This is a genomic window from Planktotalea sp. (assembly GCF_039984035.1).
Lineage (GTDB): Bacteria > Pseudomonadota > Alphaproteobacteria > Rhodobacterales > Rhodobacteraceae > Planktotalea.
The window spans coordinates 1-19,270 of record NZ_JBDWVM010000167.1 but is presented as its reverse complement, the minus strand read 5'-3'; the positions used below and the strand labels follow the sequence as shown (position 1 = coordinate 19,270).

Below are 19,270 nucleotides of genomic sequence, written 5' to 3'. Positions count from 1 at the left end.
ATCATCATTCGTGGCGGCGAAAACATTGCTTGCCTTGATGTAGAAGGAGCATTGCACCGGCATCCTGATGTTCTGGAAGCTGCAGCGTTTTCCGTGCCTGATGAGCGTTTGGGTGAAGCTGTTGGCGCGGCCGTACAACTCGTCGAAGGCGCGCGCATCACACAGGCTGAGATGGCGGACTTTCTGAAAGCGCATCTCGCGAAATTCAAAACCCCCACGCATCTATGGATACAGCACGACGTGTTGACCCGTGGAGCCACCGATAAAATCGACCGTCGCGCAATTCGCGCGGTCTGTTTGGATAACCAAGAGGCTAAAGTATGACTTCTCCAACAGAACAAGAGATCGGCGCATATATCGCAGCGTCTGGCGCTGCGGCATGGCAGGTGCCTGATCTTCCTGAAAACACCCCGCTACGCGCGATCAAAACCGTGGGCATCATCGGTGCAGGCACCATGGGCGGCGGTATCGCGATGAACTTTGCCACCGCAGGGTTTGACGTGAAAATCGTTGAGACCACCCAAGAGGCACTTGATCGTGGTCTGAAAGTCGTGCGCGGAAATTATCAACGTTCTGCAGACAAGGGGCGTTTCCCCCAAGAAGAAGTCGAAGCGCGTATGGGTCGCTTTGACGGACGCCTCGCTGTCGCTGATCTGGCCGATTGCGATTTGGTGATTGAGGCTGTGTTCGAGAACATGGAGCTCAAGCGCAAGATTTTCACTGAACTCGACGCTGTAATGAAGCCCGGTGCAATCCTTGCGACGAACACCTCAGCGCTGAACATTGATGAAATCGCATCGATGACAAAACGCCCCGAAGACGTCATCGGGTTGCACTTCTTCTCCCCTGCCAATGTGATGAAATTGCTTGAAATCGTGCGCGCGAAACACACAGCAGATGATGTTGTCGCAACAAGCATGGCGCTTGCGAAAGACATCAACAAGATTGCGGCACTTGTTGGCGTATGCCCCGGATTCGTGGGCAACCGCATTCTATTCGCACGTCAAATTCAAGCGAACAAACTGGTCTACAAAGGCGTGATGCCTTGGGACGTGGACGCCGCGCTGAATGCGTTTGGCTTTAAGATGGGCCCCTTCCAGATGAGCGATCTTGCGGGCCTCGATATCGGCTGGTCCAAGGGCGCGAAAACGGACAATCCGATCCGCGATGCGCTCTGTGAACTCGACCGTCGTGGCCAGAAAACCAAAGCTGGTTTTTACGACTACGACGAGACCCGTCGCCCGATCCCGTCAGATGTCACCGCAGGTATCATCAAGGACATCACTGGCGCCAAAGAAGCAACGATGAGCCAAGAAGAGATCGTTGAAACCTGCATATATCCGATGATCAACGAGGCCGTCAAAATCCTTGAAGAGAACAAAGCACAGCGCCCATCTGACATCGATGTGGTTTGGCTGAACGGGTATGGCTGGCCTGCCGATAAAGGTGGCCCCATGTTCTATGGCGACATGGTCGGCGCGCAAGCGGTGCTGGATCGTATGGAAATATTGGGGGCTGAGGATGCGAATTTTGCACCGGCAGACACCGTACGCAAACTGGCGGCTTCTGGCGGCAAATTTACTGATATCGACACTGGAGGGCTGAAAGTATGAGCTACGAATATATCACGACCGAAAAGAAGGGGCACATCCTTGTCGTGACCATGAACCGCCCTGACGTTTACAACGCGGTCCACGTCGACATGCACAACGAAATGGCGGATTGCTGGGATAAATTCGCAGCTGACCAAGATCTTTGGGTCGCGGTTCTGACGGGTGCTGGCGACAAAGCGTTTTCCGCGGGCAACGATCTCAAAGCAACGGCGCAAGGCGGCAGCAAAGTGAAGATGACAGAGACTGGATTTGCCGGTCTGTCTTCTCGATTTGATTTGGAGAAACCGATCATCGCGGCTGTAAATGGCTTCGCGATGGGCGGCGGTTTTGAAACGGCGCTGTCATGCGACATCATTCTCGCATCAGAAAATGCCAAGTTCGCGTTGCCTGAGGTCAAAGTCGGTTTCTTTGCCGCCGCCTCCGGCGTGCAACGCCTGTCCCGTTACATCGGGCGTCTTGCCGCGCAAGAAATGATGTTCACAGGACGCACCATTGGTGCAGCAGAAGCCTTGCAAATGGGTTGCGTGACCGAAGTGCATCCGCATGAAGAACTGATGACAAAAGCGATGGAGAAAGCGGAGCAACTTTGCACCGTATCCCCATCTGCCGTGAAAGCGACCAAGCGCGTTTTGAACGACATGCTGAAACGCGATGGCATGGCCGACAGCATCGGGCATTCACGCGAAGTGATCGCTGATCTGTCCAAAACCGAAGATTTCAAAGAAGGCGTCAATGCCTTTGTCGAAAAACGTGCCCCCCAATGGGTCAACAAATAGTCGTGCCCCTTTGGGTCAACAAATAATACGCCAACAGGAGGCACACATTATGACCGACACAAACACAGCTTTGAGTCTCAACAACCTTGAAATGTCCGACAAGGCCAAGCCGCTTTACAACGCAGTTGTGAAACACATTCGCGAAAACGTCGATCCGATCACCGAAGAGTTTTACCGCCTTGGTGAAGGGCGTGCAGATCGTTGGTCTTACGGCGAGGGTCAGCTCGAACTGCTGGAAACCGCCAAGCAAAAAGCGCGCGATGCCGGGCTTTGGAACTTCTTCTTGCCAAACGCAGAAACGGGCGAAGGTCTGTCCAATTTGGACTATGCCTACATCGCGGCTGAACTTGGTAAAAACCCACTCGCATCCGAAACGCTGAACTGCTCTGCGCCTGACACCGGTAACATGGAAGTTCTCGAACGTATCGGCACGCAAGAGCAAAAAGACACGTGGCTTAAACCTCTGCTCGCAGGTAAAATTCGCTCTGCCTTTGCGATGACAGAACCTGACAAGGCCTCTTCTGATGCCAAGAACGTTTCCATGACTGCGGTTCTCGAGAACGGCGAATGGGTGCTCAACGGCGAGAAGTACTACATCTCTGGTGCCGGCGATCCACGCTGTAAAATCATGATTGTCATGGTGAAAACATCCCCTGACGCGGAACCCTTCCGCCAGCAGTCCCAAATCTTGGTCCCCGTTGATCAGCCGGGCGTCGAAATCCTTGGACCAATGCATGTGTTTGGCCATGACGATGCGCCGCACGGCCATATGCACATTCGTTTCACCAACGTGCGCGTGCCGGAATCCAACATTCTTTGGGGCGAAGGCAAAGGTTTCGAAATCTCCCAAGTCCGCCTTGGGCCTGGCCGCATTCACCACTGCATGCGCTCTATCGGGCAGGCGGAAAAAGCGCTTGATCTAATGATCGATCGCGGTTTGAATCGTGTCGCGTTCGGAAAGAAGATCGTTGATCTTGGCAAGAACATGGAAACGATTTCCCGCGCGAAGATCGAGATTGAATCAATGCGCTTGCTGGTCCTGAAAGCGGCGAAAGCTATGGATGTTCTCGGCAATAAAGAGGCGCGCATCTGGGTTTCTATGATCAAAGCCAAAGTGCCTGAGCAGGTCTGCGACATCATCGATCAAGCGATGCAAGTGCACGGTGCAACAGGTATCAGCCAATGGTCGCCGCTCTCTGGCATGTACGCTCAGCAGCGCACGTTGCGCTATGCAGACGGCCCTGATGAGGTCCACCACCACGTCATCGCTCGTAACGAAGTGCAGACCTACAAGGACAGCAATTCACGCCAAGACGCGATCAAGGGCGATACGCAGGCACGCGGCAAAGGCGGGTTCATGGGATGAGCATGTTTGATCTAACAGGAAAGGTCGCGCTTTTGACAGGCGCGTCCAAGGGAATGGGCTTTGAGATGGCAAAGGGCCTCGCAGAGCATGGCGCGACGGTTGTGATCTCATCGCGCTCGCAAGAGGACCTCGACGCGGCAGCGGCGGAGATTAACGGAGCTGTTGGCGCCGAGCGCGCGCATGGGGTCGCCTCTAACATTGTGCATAAAGACAAGCTGCAAGATCTCGTTGATAAAACGCATGAGATCGCTGGTCCAATTGACATTGTAGTCGGCAATGCAGGCGTGAACCCCTACTTCGGCCCAATCGCTGGCATCTCGGATGAGCAATATGAACGCACCATGAATGCCAACGTGCAATCCAATCTCTGGTTGGCCAACATGGTTGCGCCAGACATGGCAGCGAAAGGCGCAGGATCGATGATGTTCACGTCTTCGATTGGAGCCTTCAAAGCCTCTGACACGCTGGGAACATATGGCATGTCCAAACTGGCGTTGATCGGCTTAGTACGCAATCTTGCAGCTGAATATGGCCCCAAAGGTCTACGGTTCAATGCCATTTGCCCCGGCCTGATCAAAACCGATTTCGCGCGCGAACTCTGGGATAAGCCAGGCGTTGAAGAAGCCTATTCCAAATCCATCCCGTTGCGCCGTTTGGGCGAACCTGACGATTTCGCGGGCCTTGCGGTATTCCTTGCTTCAGACGCGAGCAAATACATGACCGGACAGGCGCTTACCGTCTGTGGCGGCTCCAGCATGTGGGCATAATTCATGGAACTCAAAGATAAAATCTGCGTCGTCACAGGCGCTGCGAGCGGTATCGGAAAAGCGCTTTGCGAGGCCTTTGCCAAAGAGGGTGCCAAGCACGTGGTCTGCGTCGATATGAACGGCGATGGCGCTGCAGCGACGGCCAAAGATGTGGACGGCACCGCCTTCACGGTTGATGTCTCTCAAGAGGCGCAGATCACCGATATGATCGACGCGGTTGAACGTGACATCGGCCCGATTGATCTGTTCTTCTCCAACGCAGGGATCGCGGTTGGCGGCGGTATGGAAACCCCAAACGCGGATTGGCAGCGCACATGGGACATCAATGTTATGTCTCATGTTTGGGCCACGCGCCATCTTGCACCACTTATGGCCGCGCGCGGTGGTGGCTACCTTCTCAACACAGCCTCCGCTGCAGGTCTGCTCAATCAGGTTGGCTCTGCCTCTTATGGGGTGACCAAACATGCCGCTGTCGGTCTTGCTGAATGGATCGCGCTGACACATGGCGACGAAGGTATCAAGGTCTCTGTCTTATGCCCGCAAGCGGTGCGCACGGAAATGACGCGCGGCCATGAGGATCATGTAGCAGCAATCAACGGCATGATGGAACCTGAGGTATGCGCCCAGTGTTGTGTCGATGTCATCCGCGCGGAAACATTCCTCATTACGCCGCACACAGAAGTGCGTGAGTACATGAAGAACAAGACTGACAACTATGATCGCTGGATCGGCGGCATGCGCAAATTGAACCGCCTTTACGGCGACAAAGGTCTTTGATCAGAGGAAGCGAATATGATTGGCTACACAACAATCGGCGTGAACGACATGGAGCGCGCCAAAACGTTCTACACAGACCTTTTCGCCGATAAAGGTGCGAAGGTTGTCACCGATTTGGGTCGTATTGCCTTTGTCGGTACCAAGCGTGGCGAGCCGATGCTGGCGGTCTGCGAACCATTCGACAAGCAAGCGCCAACGCCTGGAAATGGCAACATGCTCGCCTTTCCAGCCAGTTCAAAAGACGAGGTAGACACGATGCACCAAAAGGCGCTTGATCTTGGCGCAATTGACGAAGGCGCACCGGGTCAGCGTATCCCTGATCGTTTTTACGGGGCTTATGCCCGCGATTTGGATGGCAACAAAATCTGCTTCTTCGTGTTTGGCTAAAACAATGGCGTCTGCAAGAGTATGAGCTACCATATCGTTATCCTCGGCGCAGGCGCGATTGGCTGTCATTTCGGAGCCTCCATCGCGAACGGCGTGGCCAATGCTGGCGGCCAAGTGACCTTGATTGGTCGCGACGCGACGCTCGATCCATTAAGACAAAACCCACTCATCGTTGATGGGCAAACAAAGATCGAAGTTCCGCCCGAAAAGGTGACTCTTACCAGTGATCCGAAGGCGCTCGCACAAGCTGATTTGATTGCGCTCGCGCTGAAATCTCATGGCCTTGAGACAGCGATGGAGCAAATCGAAGCCTGTGCAAAGCCCGCCACACCGATCCTATCGCTACTGAATGGGTTGGCCCCCGTCAAAACCCTGCGCTCAAATTTAAAGACACGTGCCGTCATCGCGGGCATGGTGCCTTTCAACGTCGTTTGGACGTCTGAAACATCGCTGCACCCCAGCGGTCCGGGCCAAATCTCCGTCGAGCAGCACGAGGTGACGACGTGGTTGCAGAGCATCGGGACTGACTTACAGATCGTTGATGATTTGTCCCCGATTCAGCATGGCAAACTGCTGCTCAATTTGGTGAACCCCATAAATGCACTCGCTGGTGTGCCGCTTTATGACATGCTGTCAGATCGCGGATATCGGCGTGTGTATTCTGCGGCCATCTCCGAAGCGCTGAAAGTCTATGATGCTGCGGGAATTGAGTGGGCGCAGATCGGCCCAACAAACCCGCGACTCGCCTTGCGGATGCTGCGCGCACCCAATTGGGTTTTTCGAAATTTGGTTTTGAAGAAACAGAATTTGGATCGCACGTCTATGACGTCGATGGCCAGTGATTTGGCCAACTGCAAACCCACCGAAATCGATACGATCAATGGGGAGATCGTCCGCTTGGGCGCAGAACATGGAATAGAGACGCCCGTGAATGCACGGTTGGTGGCTTTGGTTAAAGCCGCTGAAGGCGGGAATTTATCTCCATTGCGTTCGGAAATCTTGAAACGCGAAGTTGGCCTTTAGTTCTAACGTGACCGATATTAGACCCTTAGGTAAGACCGCGCACTCAAGACTTCGGCTTTAACGGCCGCACCAATCCTTCTTGCGCGACGCTCGCTACCAATTCACCACTTTGCGAATAAACCGCGCCGCGATTGAAACCGCGTGCACCGCCCGTCCATGGCGCATCAAGATCATACATGTGCCACTCAGAAAAATCGATTGGCGCATGGAACCACATGGCGTGATCTAGGCTGGCGGACATCACCTTGCCCTGAAACCATGTCAGCCCATGAGGACGCAAGGAGGAGCCAAGCAGGTTCATGTCTGACGCATATGCGAGCAGGCAATGTTGCATCTGCGGGCTTTGGCCCTTTGCGGCCTCCATGCGGAACCAGAGCTGATTGCGATCATCTGCTTTTTCTGGCGCGAAGAAATCACGTGGCGCGACTTCGCGCAGCTCAATCGGGCGTTCGCGAAGGAAATCTGCGTGGTATTTTTCGGGAATTTTGTCGACTTCACTTGCACGCAACTCATTGCGGCTTGGCCAGTCTTCCGGCGCACCAACATCGCGCATGGGGTGTTGGTATTCTGGGCCCTCTTCATCGATATGGAACGATGCAGACAGGTTGAAAATCTGCTTACCATGCTGGATCGCAACAACGCGTCGTGTCGTAAAACTGCCGCCATCGCGCGCGCGATCCACTTGGTAGATCACTGGAATTTTAGGATCGCCGGGACGAATAAAATACGCATGTAGAGAGTGGCACAAACGATCTGGGACAGTGCGATAAGCAGCCATTAGCGCTTGCGCGATCACATGTCCGCCAAAGATACGTGTCGTTGTTTCACCGCCGCCGCCAACACCGCGAAACAAGTCTACTTCAAGGCTTTCGATGTCGAGCAAGCTCAGCAGTTCTTCAGATGGTGTCATGTTCGGCCTTTACGCGTTGGCCCGTGCATCCGCATAGGCAATAAAGAAGTCGAAGCTGTCAGGGTTAGCCATGCTATCACGGTTCACCACTTTCGCAGGATCACCGCCAAGTAGCAGCTTCTTCACAGGAACTTCCAGCTTTTTACCCGAAAGCGTGCGCGGAACCTCTTTGATTTGGATGATCTCATTCGGAACAAAACGCGCAGAGACTTGATCACGAATAACCGTGTTTATCTGCTCTTTAAGCGCATTATCTAATGTCAGCCCATCCGCGAGTACGACAAACAACGGCATGAAACTATCGCGCCCCAAGAATTCAAGATCAACAACGAGGGAATCCATGATGAAACTCAGGCTTTCCACGGCCTGATAAATTTCAGCGCTGCCAAGGCGCAAACCCTTTCGGTTGATCGTCGCATCAGAGCGCCCATAGATGACAGAGGCACCCTGTTCATCGATGGAAATCCAATCACCATGACGCCAGACATTTGGATAGTCCGCGAAGTAGCTGTCAAAGAGACGCTGACCATCCGTATCGCCCCAGAAGAAGAGCGGCATCGCAGGAAGTGGCTCGGTACAAACCAACTCGCCCACCTCTCCGACTAATTCGCGCCCGTTTGGGTCAAATGATTTCACCGCAGTGCCGAGGGCGCGGCACTGCATTTCGCCCGACTTCACGGGCATGCCGGGATGGCCCAACACAAACGGCCCTGCCAAATCCGTGCCGCCCGCGATGGGCGCAAGCCATTGATCCGCTTTGACGTCTCTGTAAATCCAATCATAAGCATCTGATGACAATGGAGATCCGGTGGATCCAAGCGAGCGAATGGATGACAGATCAACCTCTTCGCGGGGTGTTACACCTGCCTTCATACAAGTGCTGTAATAGGCCGCGCCGGCGCCAAAATAGGTTACATTTTCGCTTGCGATGAAACGCCAAACCACGCTCAGATCAGGATGGTTGGCCGCACCATCAAACATCGCGACTGATGCACCTTGTCCCAATGCGCCAAACTGTGAATTCCACATGATCCAGCCCGATGAGGTGAGCCAGCAATACCGATCTTTCGGGCTTAAATCGAGGTGAAGCGATTGTTTTGAGGCTTCTAAAAGAACCCCGCCATGTCCATGAACGATTGGTTTTGGGTTTCCTGTCGTTCCTGATGAGTAAACGATCCAAAGCGGTTGATCGAATGGCAACTGGGACGGAGAAAAGTCGGCGTCGTCTTTGGTCAAACCGTCCCAAGCCACGTGGCCTTCGGGCAGCTCCCCTACGACTGGTAGCGTGACAAACTGCTCAACGCTCGGCAGCTTTGCATTGATCTGCGCCAAGACGTCTGTGCGATCAACCATCTTGCCCGCATGAACATACCCGTCTTGCGCGATAAAGACCTTGGGCGCGATCTGAACGAAACGATCAAGAATCGCAACGTGACCCATATCCGGCGCACAAAGCGACCAAGCGGCACCGAGGCTCGCGCTCGCAAGAAAGGCAATCAGCGCTGTTTCAGTGTTCGGCAAAACGGCGACGACACGGTCACCCGCTTCAACACCCATAGCCCGTAGGTTGGCTGCGACGCTTGCGACTTGGCGACGAAGCTCGCCCCAAGTGAGTTCAGAGCGACCAAAGGTTTCGCTTTGCACGATCAGCGCGATTTCATCCTCGCGATCTTCAGCGTGTTTCAGGATATTTTCAGCGTAGTTCAGCCGTGCGCCAGTGGCCCATTCCATGTCAGGCATCTGGCGTTTAACGAGCATTTTGTTTGGGCGCTCCGACGCGCGGATATCGAAGAAGTCCCAGATTGCGGTCCAGAAGCCTTCAAGGTCATCTGTGCTCCAGCGCCACATCGCATTGTAATCGTCGAAAGTCAGACCACGCGTTTCACCTACGAAGCGCTCAAACTGTGCCATCGTGGACGCTTCAAAACGCTCTTGCGACGGGGTCCAAAGGACCTTTCCACTCATAGCAAAGCGCCGTGCACGAGCGCCTTCAATTGGGCGCGGGATGGATAGGAACTGCTTGGCATCAATTGGGTGAAAAAGACGACCGAAAGGTCATGTACAGGGTCGGTCCAAAAGAAAGTCGACGCCATACCACCCCACGCGAAATCCCCCACGGAAGATGGAACACCTGTCAAACCAGGGTCCAGAACAACGGAGCCACCGATCCCAAAGCCAGTGCCTTTCATGGGTTGTTCTGCAAAGCTAGACGGTCCCATCGAAGCAATGTCACACCCCAAATGATTGCGCATCATGAAGCGCAAAGTATGCGGCGATAGGATACCTTTTCCACCTGTGCGCAGCATTTCCACAAACTTGAGATAGTCATCAATCGTACCGACCAAGCCACCGCCGCCTGAGTGCATTTGAGTTTGCAAGAAAGGAGAAACCGACGCGCTATCAACTTGGCGCAAAGGATCACCGCCACCTGCTTTTGCATTCAGGTCAAATCCATCGCCATCAAGCGGCGTGTAAAGCGCGGCGAAGCGATTGCCCGTCCCATTTGGCACGTTGAAACGGGTTTCGTTCATGCCAAGGGGATTGAAAATCTCATCGACAAAGAAATCTTCGAGAGACTTGCCACTGATCACTTCGATCACGCGTCCGATGACATCAATGCCAACGGAATATTCCCAACGCGTTCCAGGTTGAAACACAAAGGGTCGTTCAGACAGTTTGCCTGCGACGTCAGCTAAGCTCCGCGAACCCGGCCCGAAATCCAGCTTTTCTTTTGCCATCGCTACAGGAACAAGTCCCGGATTAAATGAATAGGTTAGACCCGATGTGTGGGTCAGCAATTGCTGCAATGTAGGCGGCGCACAAGGTTCGGTTTGCGAGATTTCTGTCGCGCCTTCAACCAAGCATTTGGTATCGGCAAACCCTTCGATGAAATCTGAAACTGGCGCGTCAAGATGCACGAGTCCCCGCTCAACTAGGATCATCAAGGCAACCGACGTGATCGGCTTGGTCATGGAATAAATGCGCGCGACCGTATCGCGTTGCCAAGGATCACCGGCTGCAATGTCGCGCAGCCCGCAATCGTGGTAAAAGGCTTCTGCCCCGCCTTGAGAAATCAGAACCGAACATCCCGGGTAGCGCTGGGTGTCCACATATCCCTGCATCCACCCCTTGATCCGCGCGAGGCGGTCCATGTTAAAACCGCCCATGGGCCTTATACCTCCAGCCATTCCTTGCGCACGTCTTCGCGTTCTTTCAATTCTGCTGGCGTGCCTTCAAAGACCACTTGCCCATGGCCCATCACATAGACACGGTGCGCAATATCCATCGCGATCGAGAGCTTTTGTTCGACCAGTAGCGTGGAAATTCCACGATCTGCAATCTCTTTGAGCACGTCAGCCACCTTTTGCACCATTTGGGGCGAAAGGCCTTCTGTCGGCTCATCGATCATCACGAAATCAGGATCACCCATGAGCGTCCGGCACATGGTGAGCATCTGTTGCTCACCACCAGACAGAACTGAGGCCTCAACATCGGCGCGTTCATTCAGATTAGAGAACATGTCGAACATCATTTGCATCGACCAACGCCCCGCGCCGTCCTTCTGGCCGGGTTTCAATCCCAATGTCAGGTTTTGGCGTGTCGTCAAACCGGGAAAGATATCGCGATTTTCAGGCACGTAGCCAATGCCCATATTGGCGATCTCATAAGCCTTGCGGCCAGAGATTTCTTGCCCCTTGAATTTGACCGAACCGGTTGGTGCGACCTCCCCCATGATGGCCTTGCAGGTCGTCGAACGCCCAACGCCATTGCGGCCAAGCAGAGCAACGATTTCGCCTTCTTGTACGTTCAATGTCACACCCTGAAGAATGTGAGATTTGCCGTAATAGGCGTGCATGTCAGTGACTTCGATCAATGTTCTGCCTCCAAGGCTGCGCCCAGATAGGCTTCTTGTACTTTCGGATCACCGCGCACGTCTTCTGGTTTACCCGTCGCAATGATCTCTCCGTAAACGAGGACAGAAATGCGATCCGCAAGACCAAAGACAACGCCCATGTCATGTTCGACCATGATCAAAGTTTTGCCCTCAGTCACCTTCATAATCAGGTCAGTGATGTAGTCCGTTTCCGAATGGCTCATGCCCGCGGTTGGTTCATCCAACATGATGACGTCGGCGCCGCCAGCAATGGTGATGCCAATCTCCAGCGCGCGCTGCTCAGCATAGCTGAGCGTGCCTGCAGGAAGATCACGACGCCCAAGCAAGTTGATCTGATCCAGAATAGCATCGGCGCCTTCGGTCAGCTGACGCGAACGGTTTACTAAGTTCCAGAACGAATATTTATACCCTTGGGACCACAAAAGCGCGCATCGCACGTTTTCGAAGACGGTCATGGCTGGGAAAATATTCGTGATCTGGAAAGACCGAGACAATCCTTTGCGATTGATCTGGAACGGTTGCAAACCTGCCAAATCATCACCGTGCAATTTCACGGTACCTGCCGTCGGTGCGAAACGCGCGGTGATGAGGTTAAACAGCGTGGATTTACCCGCACCATTTGGCCCGATAATCGCGTGCCTTTCTGATTTACCGATGGACAGATCGATCCCACGAATGATCTCGGCTTTGCCAAAGCTCTTCTTCAGGCCTGTCAGTTCTAATGCAGGTACACTCATGTCAAATCTCCTGCGGTATTGGCTTCGTTCCAAGCTTCTTTCAAAGCAGGCGCTGTCTTTTTCGCAATGCCCAAACCCACAGCCGTAATAACCGCTGCAATCAGCCAAGGAAGGAGGGTGTGACTATCAAACGTCGTCCAGAACAACGTCATTTCATGATCCCCAGATGCAGCATGTCGATAATGGAATGTCATCTCAACGAGCGCACACAGGCCCAGAACCCCAATCGCAGCTGGAAGGAGCGTTTTGAAATAGGGCGTGATCAACAGCTTGGCTTTTCCAAGCTTGAACACAGGCACATGCATCATCAGCAAACCTGCCAAACCGCCAGGGAAGAACATCACTGTCGCGAGGAAAAGCGAGCCTGCGTAGAAGGCCCAAAGCTCTGTCTGAAGGCTGAGAACTGTTTGTACCAAGGTAAAGACAATCGCCCCGATGATCGGTCCAAAGAAGAAACCGACGCCGCCAAGGAAGGTCACCAGAAGGATCACACCAGAAGAGGCTGTGTTAAGGTTTTCCTCGGTCAGGATTTCATAGTTGATCGCGAAAAGCCCGCCCGCGATACCCGCGAAAAAACCAGAGGCGACGAAGCTATAATACCGAACCCAGCGGGCCGAGTAGCCAAGGAATTGCGCACGCTCTGGGTTATCGCGCACCGCGTTTGCCATGCGGCCAACCGGTGTTCGGGACCAGAGGTACATTAGAATTGCCGAGAGCAGCACCCAGAAAGATGTCAGGTAGTAGACGTCAATCTGTTGCAAGAACTCATTGCCAAAGAACGGCATCGCATATGTTCGATCGCCCGAGATACCTTCTTCGCCGCCGAAGAATGCAACGATGATCACAGAACAAGCCGCGATCAATTCGCCCACACCGAGTGAAATCATCGCAAAGACCGTTCCAGCGCTCCGCGTCGAAAACGCCCCTACGATCATGGCGAGCCCCATACCGAACAAACCACCGAAGACCGGCAAGACTGGTAATGGGAAACTCGAGAAAAGGTCAGAGTTGTTCATGATGTGCATGCAAGCAAACCCACCGACACCTGCGTAGACGGCGTGCCCAAACGACAGCATCCCACCCTGTCCAAGCAGCATGTTGTAAGCCAGCGCAAAGATCACGGTGATCCACATCTGGTTCATAATGGTCAGGGCAGAGTTTGACGTGAAGATGAAAGGCATCAACATCAGCGCAACGGCGGCCAAAACCCAAGGCAAGACCGTCAGCTTGAGCGAACCCGCGCGCATGCGCTGCGCAGCTTTGCTCGGATCTGTTGTTATTTGATCGGTCATGATTCACGCTTTCCGAAGAGACCTGCTGGACGGAAGATCAGGATCAAGACCATCAGGATATAGGGTAGAATATCGGCAATTTGCGGGCTCGTGACGGTCCAAAGATCGCGGAAGATATTGTCGTCCAGATTTTCTGGTGTCGCGATCCCGATCGCGTTGAAGACATCAGACATCGCCAAGTTATAAGACTTTGCGAACGTTGTAATCCAACCAATCAACAGCGACGCAATCAATGCGCCCCAGAGCGAGCCAAGACCGCCAATTACGATTGTCACAAATACGATTGAGCCAAGGACAAAGGCCATACCGGGGAACGTACCCAAAACTGGGCCAGCGATGACGCCAGCAACACCAGCCAAGGCCGTTCCAACACCAAACACACCCATGAAAATCAAAGGGACGTTGTGGCCTAATGCCTCAACCGTTCGTGGATAGCTCAGAGCAGCCTGAATGATCATGCCGATCCGGGTTTTCGTCAGGATATAAAGCAACCCGAGGAAGATACCGACAGAGATGAAGATCATGAAAATCTTATAGGCTGGGATAGAGTTCCCAGCGATTGAGAAGGCTGTGAAATTCAAAACGTCTGGGATATCGAATGGCATCTGGTTTTTGCCCCAGATGAATTGCACCAATTCTTCGATCAACAATGCAAGGCCGAATGTAAAAATGAGCTCGGGAACATGGCCGTATTGATGTACGCGCCTCAACCCGTATCGTTCGACACCCGCTCCAAGTACACCGACAATGATAGGCGCAATGAGCAACCCCATCCAAAAGCCAAGAGCGATACTGATTTGATACGCAAAATACGCACCTAGCATATAGAAACTTGCGTGGGCAAAGTTGAGAACGCCCATCATGGAGAAGATAAGCGTCAAGCCAGCCGAAAGCATGAACAACAGCAATCCGGTCACAAGCCCGTCGATTATGTTGACGAGGATGAGTTCCATTGGTCCCCCCAAAGGGTAATTAATAGTTTAGGAATGAAGTGCCCGTCCCACTGTTGCAGGACGGGCGGAAGAGGAGCGCTTATGGGCGCTTCATCTCACATGTTGTTGGGCTGTCCATTGACGCCATTTCAACCGTGGACTCCGTCAGAACACCAAAACCGGACTGATCATAGTCAAAGTCGATGTTCTCATCTGTGTGAACACCCACATACATATCCTGAATGAGCTGGTGATCTTGTGGACGCATAAAGACTTTGCCGCCCCAGATGGATTCGTACTCCATACCTTCAAGCTGTTTGGCCACGGCAACCACATCGTCTGCAGAACCAGCGCCCTCAATAGCCTGTGCCAACATACCAATCACGTTGAAGATACGTGGTTGATCGACGTTGCCTTCAGGGTATTTCGCTTCAAATGCCTCGTAAGTCGCACGGGCAGAGTCTGAACCAATCGGGTTCACGCTACCTTGAGAGATCAAACGCACACGATCTTTCGCACTTTCGCCCAGTGCGGCCGTAATGCCAGATCCCGCAGCATAGTATGTGAAAATCGGGCCGTCATAACCGCTTTCGATCAGAGAGCGACCCAAACCAACCATGTCAGCACCCCAGTTACCTGTGATGACGGCATCTGCTTCCGACGCAATGATTTTGCGTGAGTACGGCGTGAAGTCTTTCACTTTACCAATCGGGTGCAATTCGTTGCCAACGATTTCAACGTCGGCGCGCTTTTCACCAAGGTTCTTCACAGCTGCGGCCGCAACCGCCTTACCAAAGGAATAATCTTGACCGATGATGTAGACTTTCTTCATGTCATCGTTTGCCGCCATGACGTCAGTCAAAGCATCCATTTTGATGTCTGCGTTTGCATCAAATCGGAAATGCCAGAAATTACATTTGTCATTGGTAAGCGCCGGATCAACAGCCGCATAGTTCAAGAAAAGAACGCGGTCGTCAGGGTTACGGCGATTGTGCTTGTTCACAGCTTCTGTAATCGCATTCGCAACTCCAGAAGAGTTACCTTGAGCAATGTAGCGGATACCTTGATCGATTGCGACTTGTAGCTGGATCAGCGACTCTTTCGGGCTGATTTTGTTATCAAAAGCGACGATTTCCATATTGGTGCCGCCAAGAACGCCACCCTGCTCGTTGACCATATGATCGACAGCAAATTGGAATTGGTGCAAGCCGTTTGTACCCGTACTTGCGAATGGACCGGAGAGTGGATCGATAAAGGCAATCTTAACATTTTCAGCAAATGCAGCTGATGCGCCTACAATCAGAGACAACGCAGAAATCGCGCCAATTTTTGTAAATTTCTTCATTTTTTCCTCCCAAGGATAAGCCAAGCCAAAATTACTTTATTTTTTTTGAGGCTCGACCAATGGAGAAAGAGTTGCACACCTTCGTTTAAAGTCAAGGCAGCTTGAAGGAAATTTCGGTCACGAAAACTGTTGAAGGCATCATTGAGATGTTCATCAATAACCGGGAGATGTCCTAAAAATACCACAAGATACAAAGCGATTTAGTGTTTGATTTAAAATTGATTTTTGGGATTCTTGCTCAATATTTCAACAAGAGCAAACTGACAAAAAATCCTTCATAAGGCAGTGAAATAATTGATGTTTCACCCAAGCTTACCTAATCGATTTAACGTAACGTTCCAAAATTTTTTCTCGTATTCTCGCCCCAGAATTCCGCCAAGCGGAACATCTTCCCGCAATGAATTTCTAGCTGCGCTGAATACTCATCGCCTGCGCGGCTTGGATCAATCTTGGCGCATATACCGCCTCTAGTTGTTTCGGCTTAACGCGGAAGGACGGCCCGCCGACATTCAAGCCATAGACATTGGGACTGTTCATCGAAAACACAGGTACAGCAATGCCGTTGACGTCCTTGCGCCAGATCCCATACCCCGTGCAATACCCTTTGTTTTCATAAACCGATTTCGCATCCGCAAAGAGCGCTCGACCTTCGCGTTCACGCTCAGCGCTTTCGCGCCCTGCGATTTCGAAAACAGCCTCGCGCGCATCATCATGCATTCCAACTAGAATCGCCTGACCAATTGCAGATGGGAACAAGGGCAGACGGCTTCCGATACGCGCAACGAGCGCAACGCCTTCACGCGATGTGCATGTCGCGACATAGACAACTTCAAGATTATGCTGTTCTCCCAGCGCGACGGTAATGTAGGAATTGGGGCCATCTCGAAGGCGTTCCATTTCCTTCTGTGCGAGATCATAGATATCGATACTCGACAACACGCTAAAGCCGAGATGCAAAACGCCTGCACTCAGTCGATAGGTCCCAGTGTTGGCGTCCGCGATCAAATAGTCCAAGGCGCAAAGGGTATGGGTCAGTCGAGAAATCGTTGCCTTTGGAAGGCCGGTACGTTCTGAAAAATCTGAGTTCGTGAGTGTGAGTTCAGCGTCGCGAAAGCATCGTAACAATTCGAGACCACGCGCCAACGCCGTAACGAAATTGCGATCCTTCTCACCGTGCTCATCTATACTCAGATCATCCATAGATATCCTATCCGCGTTTTAACGCATCCAATCCGTGTTTCGCGAAGACAGGTACGAATTCACCAAGCTTCAACGCTCTTTCAGGGTTCGACGCATTACCATCCAAACCACGTTTGAGAACACCCTGTATAATCCCCGCCATGCGGAAAAAACAAAAGCCTAGGTAATATCCGAAGTTATCGATGCCATTCAGGCCACGTCGTTCGCAATACTTTGCGATAAACGCTTCATCCGTGGGCAGCCCTAGCGCCGCGCGATCCAAACCTTGCATCCCGCGCCCTTCTTTTCCAGCCGGCAGCTGCCATTGCATGATAACGCCCGCAAGATCCGCAAACGGATGACCGATTGTCGACAGTTCCCAATCAAGAACGGCGCGGCACTGTGTACCCGTTGCGTCAAAGATCATGTTGTCGAGACGATAGTCCCCATGCACCAATGTGCGTTGGCCATCATCAGCGGGGCGGCCTTCGACGAGACCGATCATCAATTCTTCCATCTCGGGTATTTTCTGGGTTTCGGACGCACGATACTGTTTGGACCAACGACCAACCTGACGTTCAAAATAGTTGCCGTCTGGACCGTAATCCGCAAGACCAGCCGCATTGATATCAACCTCATGCATTGCAGCCAAAACGCGGTTCATTTCATCAATGACACCACCACGATCCGCGGGGGAAACATCAGGCATTGCCGGTTCATTAAAATTGCGGCCCGGCACGTGATCCATGATGTAGAACATCGACCCGATCACAGAATCGTCTTCACACAAAAGATGCATTTTCGAAACGGGGACATCCGTGCCTTGCAATGCCTTTTGCACACGAAATTCGCGGTCCACAGCATGCGCTGATTTGAGCAGCACACCCGGCGGCTTGCGACGCAGCACATAATTGTGGGACGGCGTGCTGAGCATGAAAGTCGGGTTAGATTGACCCGTTTGAAACTTGGTCACCTCCATTGGCCCTTCAAAGCCAGCAAGGTTCTGCTTGAGGTAACTGCTGACTGCAGTTTCATCCAGTGTCTGTGTATCGGCGCTCATTTTGCCCCCCTAGCTATAGCTTAACAGATGCGCACCTGATTTGGTCATAATGTGCGGCGTTGCATTAAATTCGTTCAAAGAAAACGCGTTCTTCGAGAACATAAACCGCGTTAAGGCGGTGTTTTTGATCTGCAAATTTAGGTTCATCATCTCACGATTTGGCGCGCCTAGCGCAACCGAGGTCATTTGCCCGATCACTCCGCCAGAAGACACAACTAAAACGCGGCGCGCATCAGTGTCGATTGAGAACGTGCGCGCGGCTTCAACGCGCGCAGCGAAAGCGCGATAGGTTTCGCGAGCACCGCCAAACGTATCATCCTGCCATTCGAACACGGTTTCGCGCAGCATGCGAAAGTGAGCTTTGCGATCACCATTTTCTAGCGCAGGCACATCGCCCTTAAACCGTGCGTTTAGCAAGTCAGAAAAGTCATATTCGTTAAACCCACTGTGTTCTTCTGCTCCGTCACCGAACCCCATTGAGGTCAACGTATCTTGTTGTCGTTTAAGCGTTCCAGTGATCATGCGATCTGGCACCCAGCCAATGTCTCGCAGCAACGCGCCAACAGCGCGCGCCTGTTCGTGACCTAGATCAGACAGGACGTCATAGTTGTCCTGCCCAAATGAGGCCTGCCCATGGCGAATGACCAGAAGCTCAGCCAAATTCAGCCGCCAATTTCTTGCCTGCCGCAAGATACTCGCGTTCCATCCGGTCTACGATAGATGCGGCGCTGCCCACTGATTTAACGGCGCCGACACCTTGGCCAGACCCCCAAATCGTTTTCCACGCTTTGGGTTTTTCGCGATCTTGGCCGAAGTTCATTGAGGACGCATCGGCCTGCGGCAGATTGTCGGGGTCCATGCCGGCAGCGACGACAGATCCTTTTAGGTAGTTGCCCCAAACACCCGTGAAGAGCGACGAATAGACGATATCCTCAGCGCCGGACTCTACGATCATGTCCTTATACCCTTGGTCTGCGTTCGCTTCATCCGTCGCGATAAAGGCTGAACCCGTATAGCCGAAATCAGCGCCCATCGCGCGCGCAGCCAGCAGGCTTTCACCAGCAGCAATCGCACCTGAAAGGGCGACGGGACCATCGAACCATTCGCGGATTTCGCGCATTAGGGCGAGCGGCGATTGTTGCCCTGCATGCCCGCCTGCCCCAGCCGCAACCGCGACCAAACCATCCGCGCCCTTATCAATCGCCTTTTTG

19 protein-coding genes and 1 pseudogene are annotated in these 19,270 nt (G+C 52.9%); 8 read left to right on the top strand and 12 right to left on the bottom strand.

Annotation, left to right across the window (positions count from 1 at the left end):
- The 8 genes and pseudogenes from ABJQ89_RS07585 to ABJQ89_RS07550 all read left to right on the top strand — a co-directional run.
- Positions 1-324: pseudogene (locus tag ABJQ89_RS07585) on the top strand (long-chain fatty acid--CoA ligase); the annotation flags it as partial.
- Positions 321-1,613, top strand: coding sequence for a 3-hydroxyacyl-CoA dehydrogenase NAD-binding domain-containing protein (locus tag ABJQ89_RS07580; protein ID WP_348495648.1), 1,293 nt, complete (start codon positions 321-323; stop codon positions 1,611-1,613). The pseudogene ABJQ89_RS07585 and the gene ABJQ89_RS07580, both read left to right, overlap by 4 nt.
- Entirely contained in the window at positions 1,610-2,389 is a 780-nt protein-coding gene (locus ABJQ89_RS07575) for an enoyl-CoA hydratase-related protein (RefSeq protein ID WP_348495647.1), read from the top strand. The genes ABJQ89_RS07580 and ABJQ89_RS07575 overlap by 4 nt, the downstream gene beginning before the upstream one ends.
- A gap of 91 nt (positions 2,390-2,480) precedes the next feature.
- The gene (locus ABJQ89_RS07570) at positions 2,481-3,755 is read left to right on the top strand and encodes an acyl-CoA dehydrogenase family protein (protein WP_348495650.1); all 1,275 of its coding nucleotides are present in this window, start codon (positions 2,481-2,483) and stop codon (positions 3,753-3,755) included.
- Positions 3,756-3,757: 2 nt separating this feature from the next.
- Entirely contained in the window at positions 3,758-4,522 is a 765-nt protein-coding gene (locus ABJQ89_RS07565; RefSeq protein WP_348495646.1) for an SDR family oxidoreductase, read from the top strand.
- Positions 4,523-4,525: 3 nt separating this feature from the next.
- The gene (locus tag ABJQ89_RS07560) at positions 4,526-5,299 is read left to right on the top strand and encodes an SDR family oxidoreductase (RefSeq protein WP_348495645.1); all 774 of its coding nucleotides are present in this window, start codon (positions 4,526-4,528) and stop codon (positions 5,297-5,299) included.
- 15 nt (positions 5,300-5,314) lie between these two features.
- Positions 5,315-5,686, top strand: coding sequence for a VOC family protein (locus tag ABJQ89_RS07555; RefSeq protein WP_348495644.1), 372 nt, complete (start codon positions 5,315-5,317; stop codon positions 5,684-5,686).
- A gap of 21 nt (positions 5,687-5,707) precedes the next feature.
- Positions 5,708-6,709, top strand: a complete 1,002-nt coding sequence (locus ABJQ89_RS07550) for a 2-dehydropantoate 2-reductase (RefSeq protein ID WP_348495643.1) — start codon at positions 5,708-5,710, stop codon at positions 6,707-6,709.
- Positions 6,710-6,752: 43 nt separating this feature from the next.
- On the opposite strand, the gene ABJQ89_RS07545 is transcribed toward ABJQ89_RS07550, so the two are convergent.
- The 12 genes from ABJQ89_RS07545 to ABJQ89_RS07490 form a co-directional block, all read right to left on the bottom strand.
- A complete protein-coding gene (locus ABJQ89_RS07545; protein ID WP_348495642.1) occupies positions 6,753-7,619 on the bottom strand; it encodes an acyl-CoA thioesterase II in 867 nt (288 codons plus the stop codon).
- A 9-nt stretch (positions 7,620-7,628) separates the two neighbouring features.
- The gene (locus tag ABJQ89_RS07540; RefSeq protein ID WP_348495641.1) at positions 7,629-9,584 is read right to left on the bottom strand and encodes an acetoacetate--CoA ligase; all 1,956 of its coding nucleotides are present in this window, start codon (positions 9,582-9,584) and stop codon (positions 7,629-7,631) included.
- A complete protein-coding gene (locus ABJQ89_RS07535) occupies positions 9,581-10,786 on the bottom strand; it encodes a serine hydrolase domain-containing protein (protein WP_348495640.1) in 1,206 nt (401 codons plus the stop codon). The genes ABJQ89_RS07540 and ABJQ89_RS07535 overlap by 4 nt, the downstream gene beginning before the upstream one ends.
- Positions 10,787-10,791: 5 nt before the next feature.
- Positions 10,792-11,475, bottom strand: coding sequence for an ABC transporter ATP-binding protein (locus ABJQ89_RS07530; protein ID WP_348495649.1), 684 nt, complete (start codon positions 11,473-11,475; stop codon positions 10,792-10,794).
- A gap of 14 nt (positions 11,476-11,489) precedes the next feature.
- A complete protein-coding gene (locus tag ABJQ89_RS07525; RefSeq protein WP_348495639.1) occupies positions 11,490-12,251 on the bottom strand; it encodes an ABC transporter ATP-binding protein in 762 nt (253 codons plus the stop codon).
- Positions 12,248-13,543 (bottom strand): branched-chain amino acid ABC transporter permease, encoded by a 1,296-nt coding sequence (locus tag ABJQ89_RS07520; protein ID WP_348495638.1) that lies wholly within the window; start codon positions 13,541-13,543, stop codon positions 12,248-12,250. The genes ABJQ89_RS07525 and ABJQ89_RS07520 overlap by 4 nt, the downstream gene beginning before the upstream one ends.
- Positions 13,540-14,496 carry a branched-chain amino acid ABC transporter permease gene (locus ABJQ89_RS07515; RefSeq protein ID WP_348495637.1) on the bottom strand — a complete coding sequence of 319 codons (957 nt, stop codon included), beginning with the start codon at positions 14,494-14,496 and terminating at the stop codon, positions 13,540-13,542. The genes ABJQ89_RS07520 and ABJQ89_RS07515 overlap by 4 nt, the downstream gene beginning before the upstream one ends.
- Before the next feature lie 79 nt (positions 14,497-14,575).
- A complete protein-coding gene (locus tag ABJQ89_RS07510) occupies positions 14,576-15,820 on the bottom strand; it encodes a branched-chain amino acid ABC transporter substrate-binding protein (RefSeq protein ID WP_348495636.1) in 1,245 nt (414 codons plus the stop codon).
- A gap of 405 nt (positions 15,821-16,225) precedes the next feature.
- The gene (locus tag ABJQ89_RS07505) at positions 16,226-17,020 is read right to left on the bottom strand and encodes an IclR family transcriptional regulator (RefSeq protein ID WP_348495635.1); all 795 of its coding nucleotides are present in this window, start codon (positions 17,018-17,020) and stop codon (positions 16,226-16,228) included.
- 7 nt (positions 17,021-17,027) lie between these two features.
- Complete coding sequence (locus ABJQ89_RS07500) at positions 17,028-18,059, bottom strand: phosphotransferase family protein (RefSeq protein WP_348495634.1); 1,032 nt, start codon at positions 18,057-18,059, stop codon at positions 17,028-17,030.
- Positions 18,060-18,068: 9 nt separating this feature from the next.
- Positions 18,069-18,719, bottom strand: coding sequence for a histidine phosphatase family protein (locus ABJQ89_RS07495; protein WP_348495633.1), 651 nt, complete (start codon positions 18,717-18,719; stop codon positions 18,069-18,071).
- Positions 18,712-19,270: nitronate monooxygenase (locus ABJQ89_RS07490; RefSeq protein WP_348495632.1), on the bottom strand; the 559-nt coding region annotated here is incomplete at its 5' end. The genes ABJQ89_RS07490 and ABJQ89_RS07495, both read right to left, overlap by 8 nt.

Coding starts and splice junctions, on each gene's coding strand:
- ABJQ89_RS07565 (WP_348495646.1), top strand. CDS start 3,758: ATGTTTGATCTAACAGGAAAGGTCGCGCTTTTGACAGGCGCGTCCAAG.
- ABJQ89_RS07510 (WP_348495636.1), bottom strand. CDS start 15,820: ATGAAGAAATTTACAAAAATTGGCGCGATTTCTGCGTTGTCTCTGATT.
- ABJQ89_RS07570 (WP_348495650.1), top strand. CDS start 2,481: ATGTCCGACAAGGCCAAGCCGCTTTACAACGCAGTTGTGAAACACATT.
- ABJQ89_RS07505 (WP_348495635.1), bottom strand. CDS start 17,020: ATGGATGATCTGAGTATAGATGAGCACGGTGAGAAGGATCGCAATTTC.
- ABJQ89_RS07500 (WP_348495634.1), bottom strand. CDS start 18,059: ATGAGCGCCGATACACAGACACTGGATGAAACTGCAGTCAGCAGTTAC.
- ABJQ89_RS07560 (WP_348495645.1), top strand. CDS start 4,526: ATGGAACTCAAAGATAAAATCTGCGTCGTCACAGGCGCTGCGAGCGGT.
- ABJQ89_RS07525 (WP_348495639.1), bottom strand. CDS start 12,251: ATGAGTGTACCTGCATTAGAACTGACAGGCCTGAAGAAGAGCTTTGGC.
- ABJQ89_RS07515 (WP_348495637.1), bottom strand. CDS start 14,496: ATGGAACTCATCCTCGTCAACATAATCGACGGGCTTGTGACCGGATTG.
- ABJQ89_RS07540 (WP_348495641.1), bottom strand. CDS start 9,584: ATGAGTGGAAAGGTCCTTTGGACCCCGTCGCAAGAGCGTTTTGAAGCG.
- ABJQ89_RS07530 (WP_348495649.1), bottom strand. CDS start 11,475: ATGCACGCCTATTACGGCAAATCTCACATTCTTCAGGGTGTGACATTG.
- ABJQ89_RS07580 (WP_348495648.1), top strand. CDS start 321: ATGACTTCTCCAACAGAACAAGAGATCGGCGCATATATCGCAGCGTCT.
- ABJQ89_RS07545 (WP_348495642.1), bottom strand. CDS start 7,619: ATGACACCATCTGAAGAACTGCTGAGCTTGCTCGACATCGAAAGCCTT.
- ABJQ89_RS07550 (WP_348495643.1), top strand. CDS start 5,708: ATGAGCTACCATATCGTTATCCTCGGCGCAGGCGCGATTGGCTGTCAT.
- ABJQ89_RS07520 (WP_348495638.1), bottom strand. CDS start 13,543: ATGACCGATCAAATAACAACAGATCCGAGCAAAGCTGCGCAGCGCATG.
- ABJQ89_RS07575 (WP_348495647.1), top strand. CDS start 1,610: ATGAGCTACGAATATATCACGACCGAAAAGAAGGGGCACATCCTTGTC.
- ABJQ89_RS07535 (WP_348495640.1), bottom strand. CDS start 10,786: ATGGGCGGTTTTAACATGGACCGCCTCGCGCGGATCAAGGGGTGGATG.
- ABJQ89_RS07555 (WP_348495644.1), top strand. CDS start 5,315: ATGATTGGCTACACAACAATCGGCGTGAACGACATGGAGCGCGCCAAA.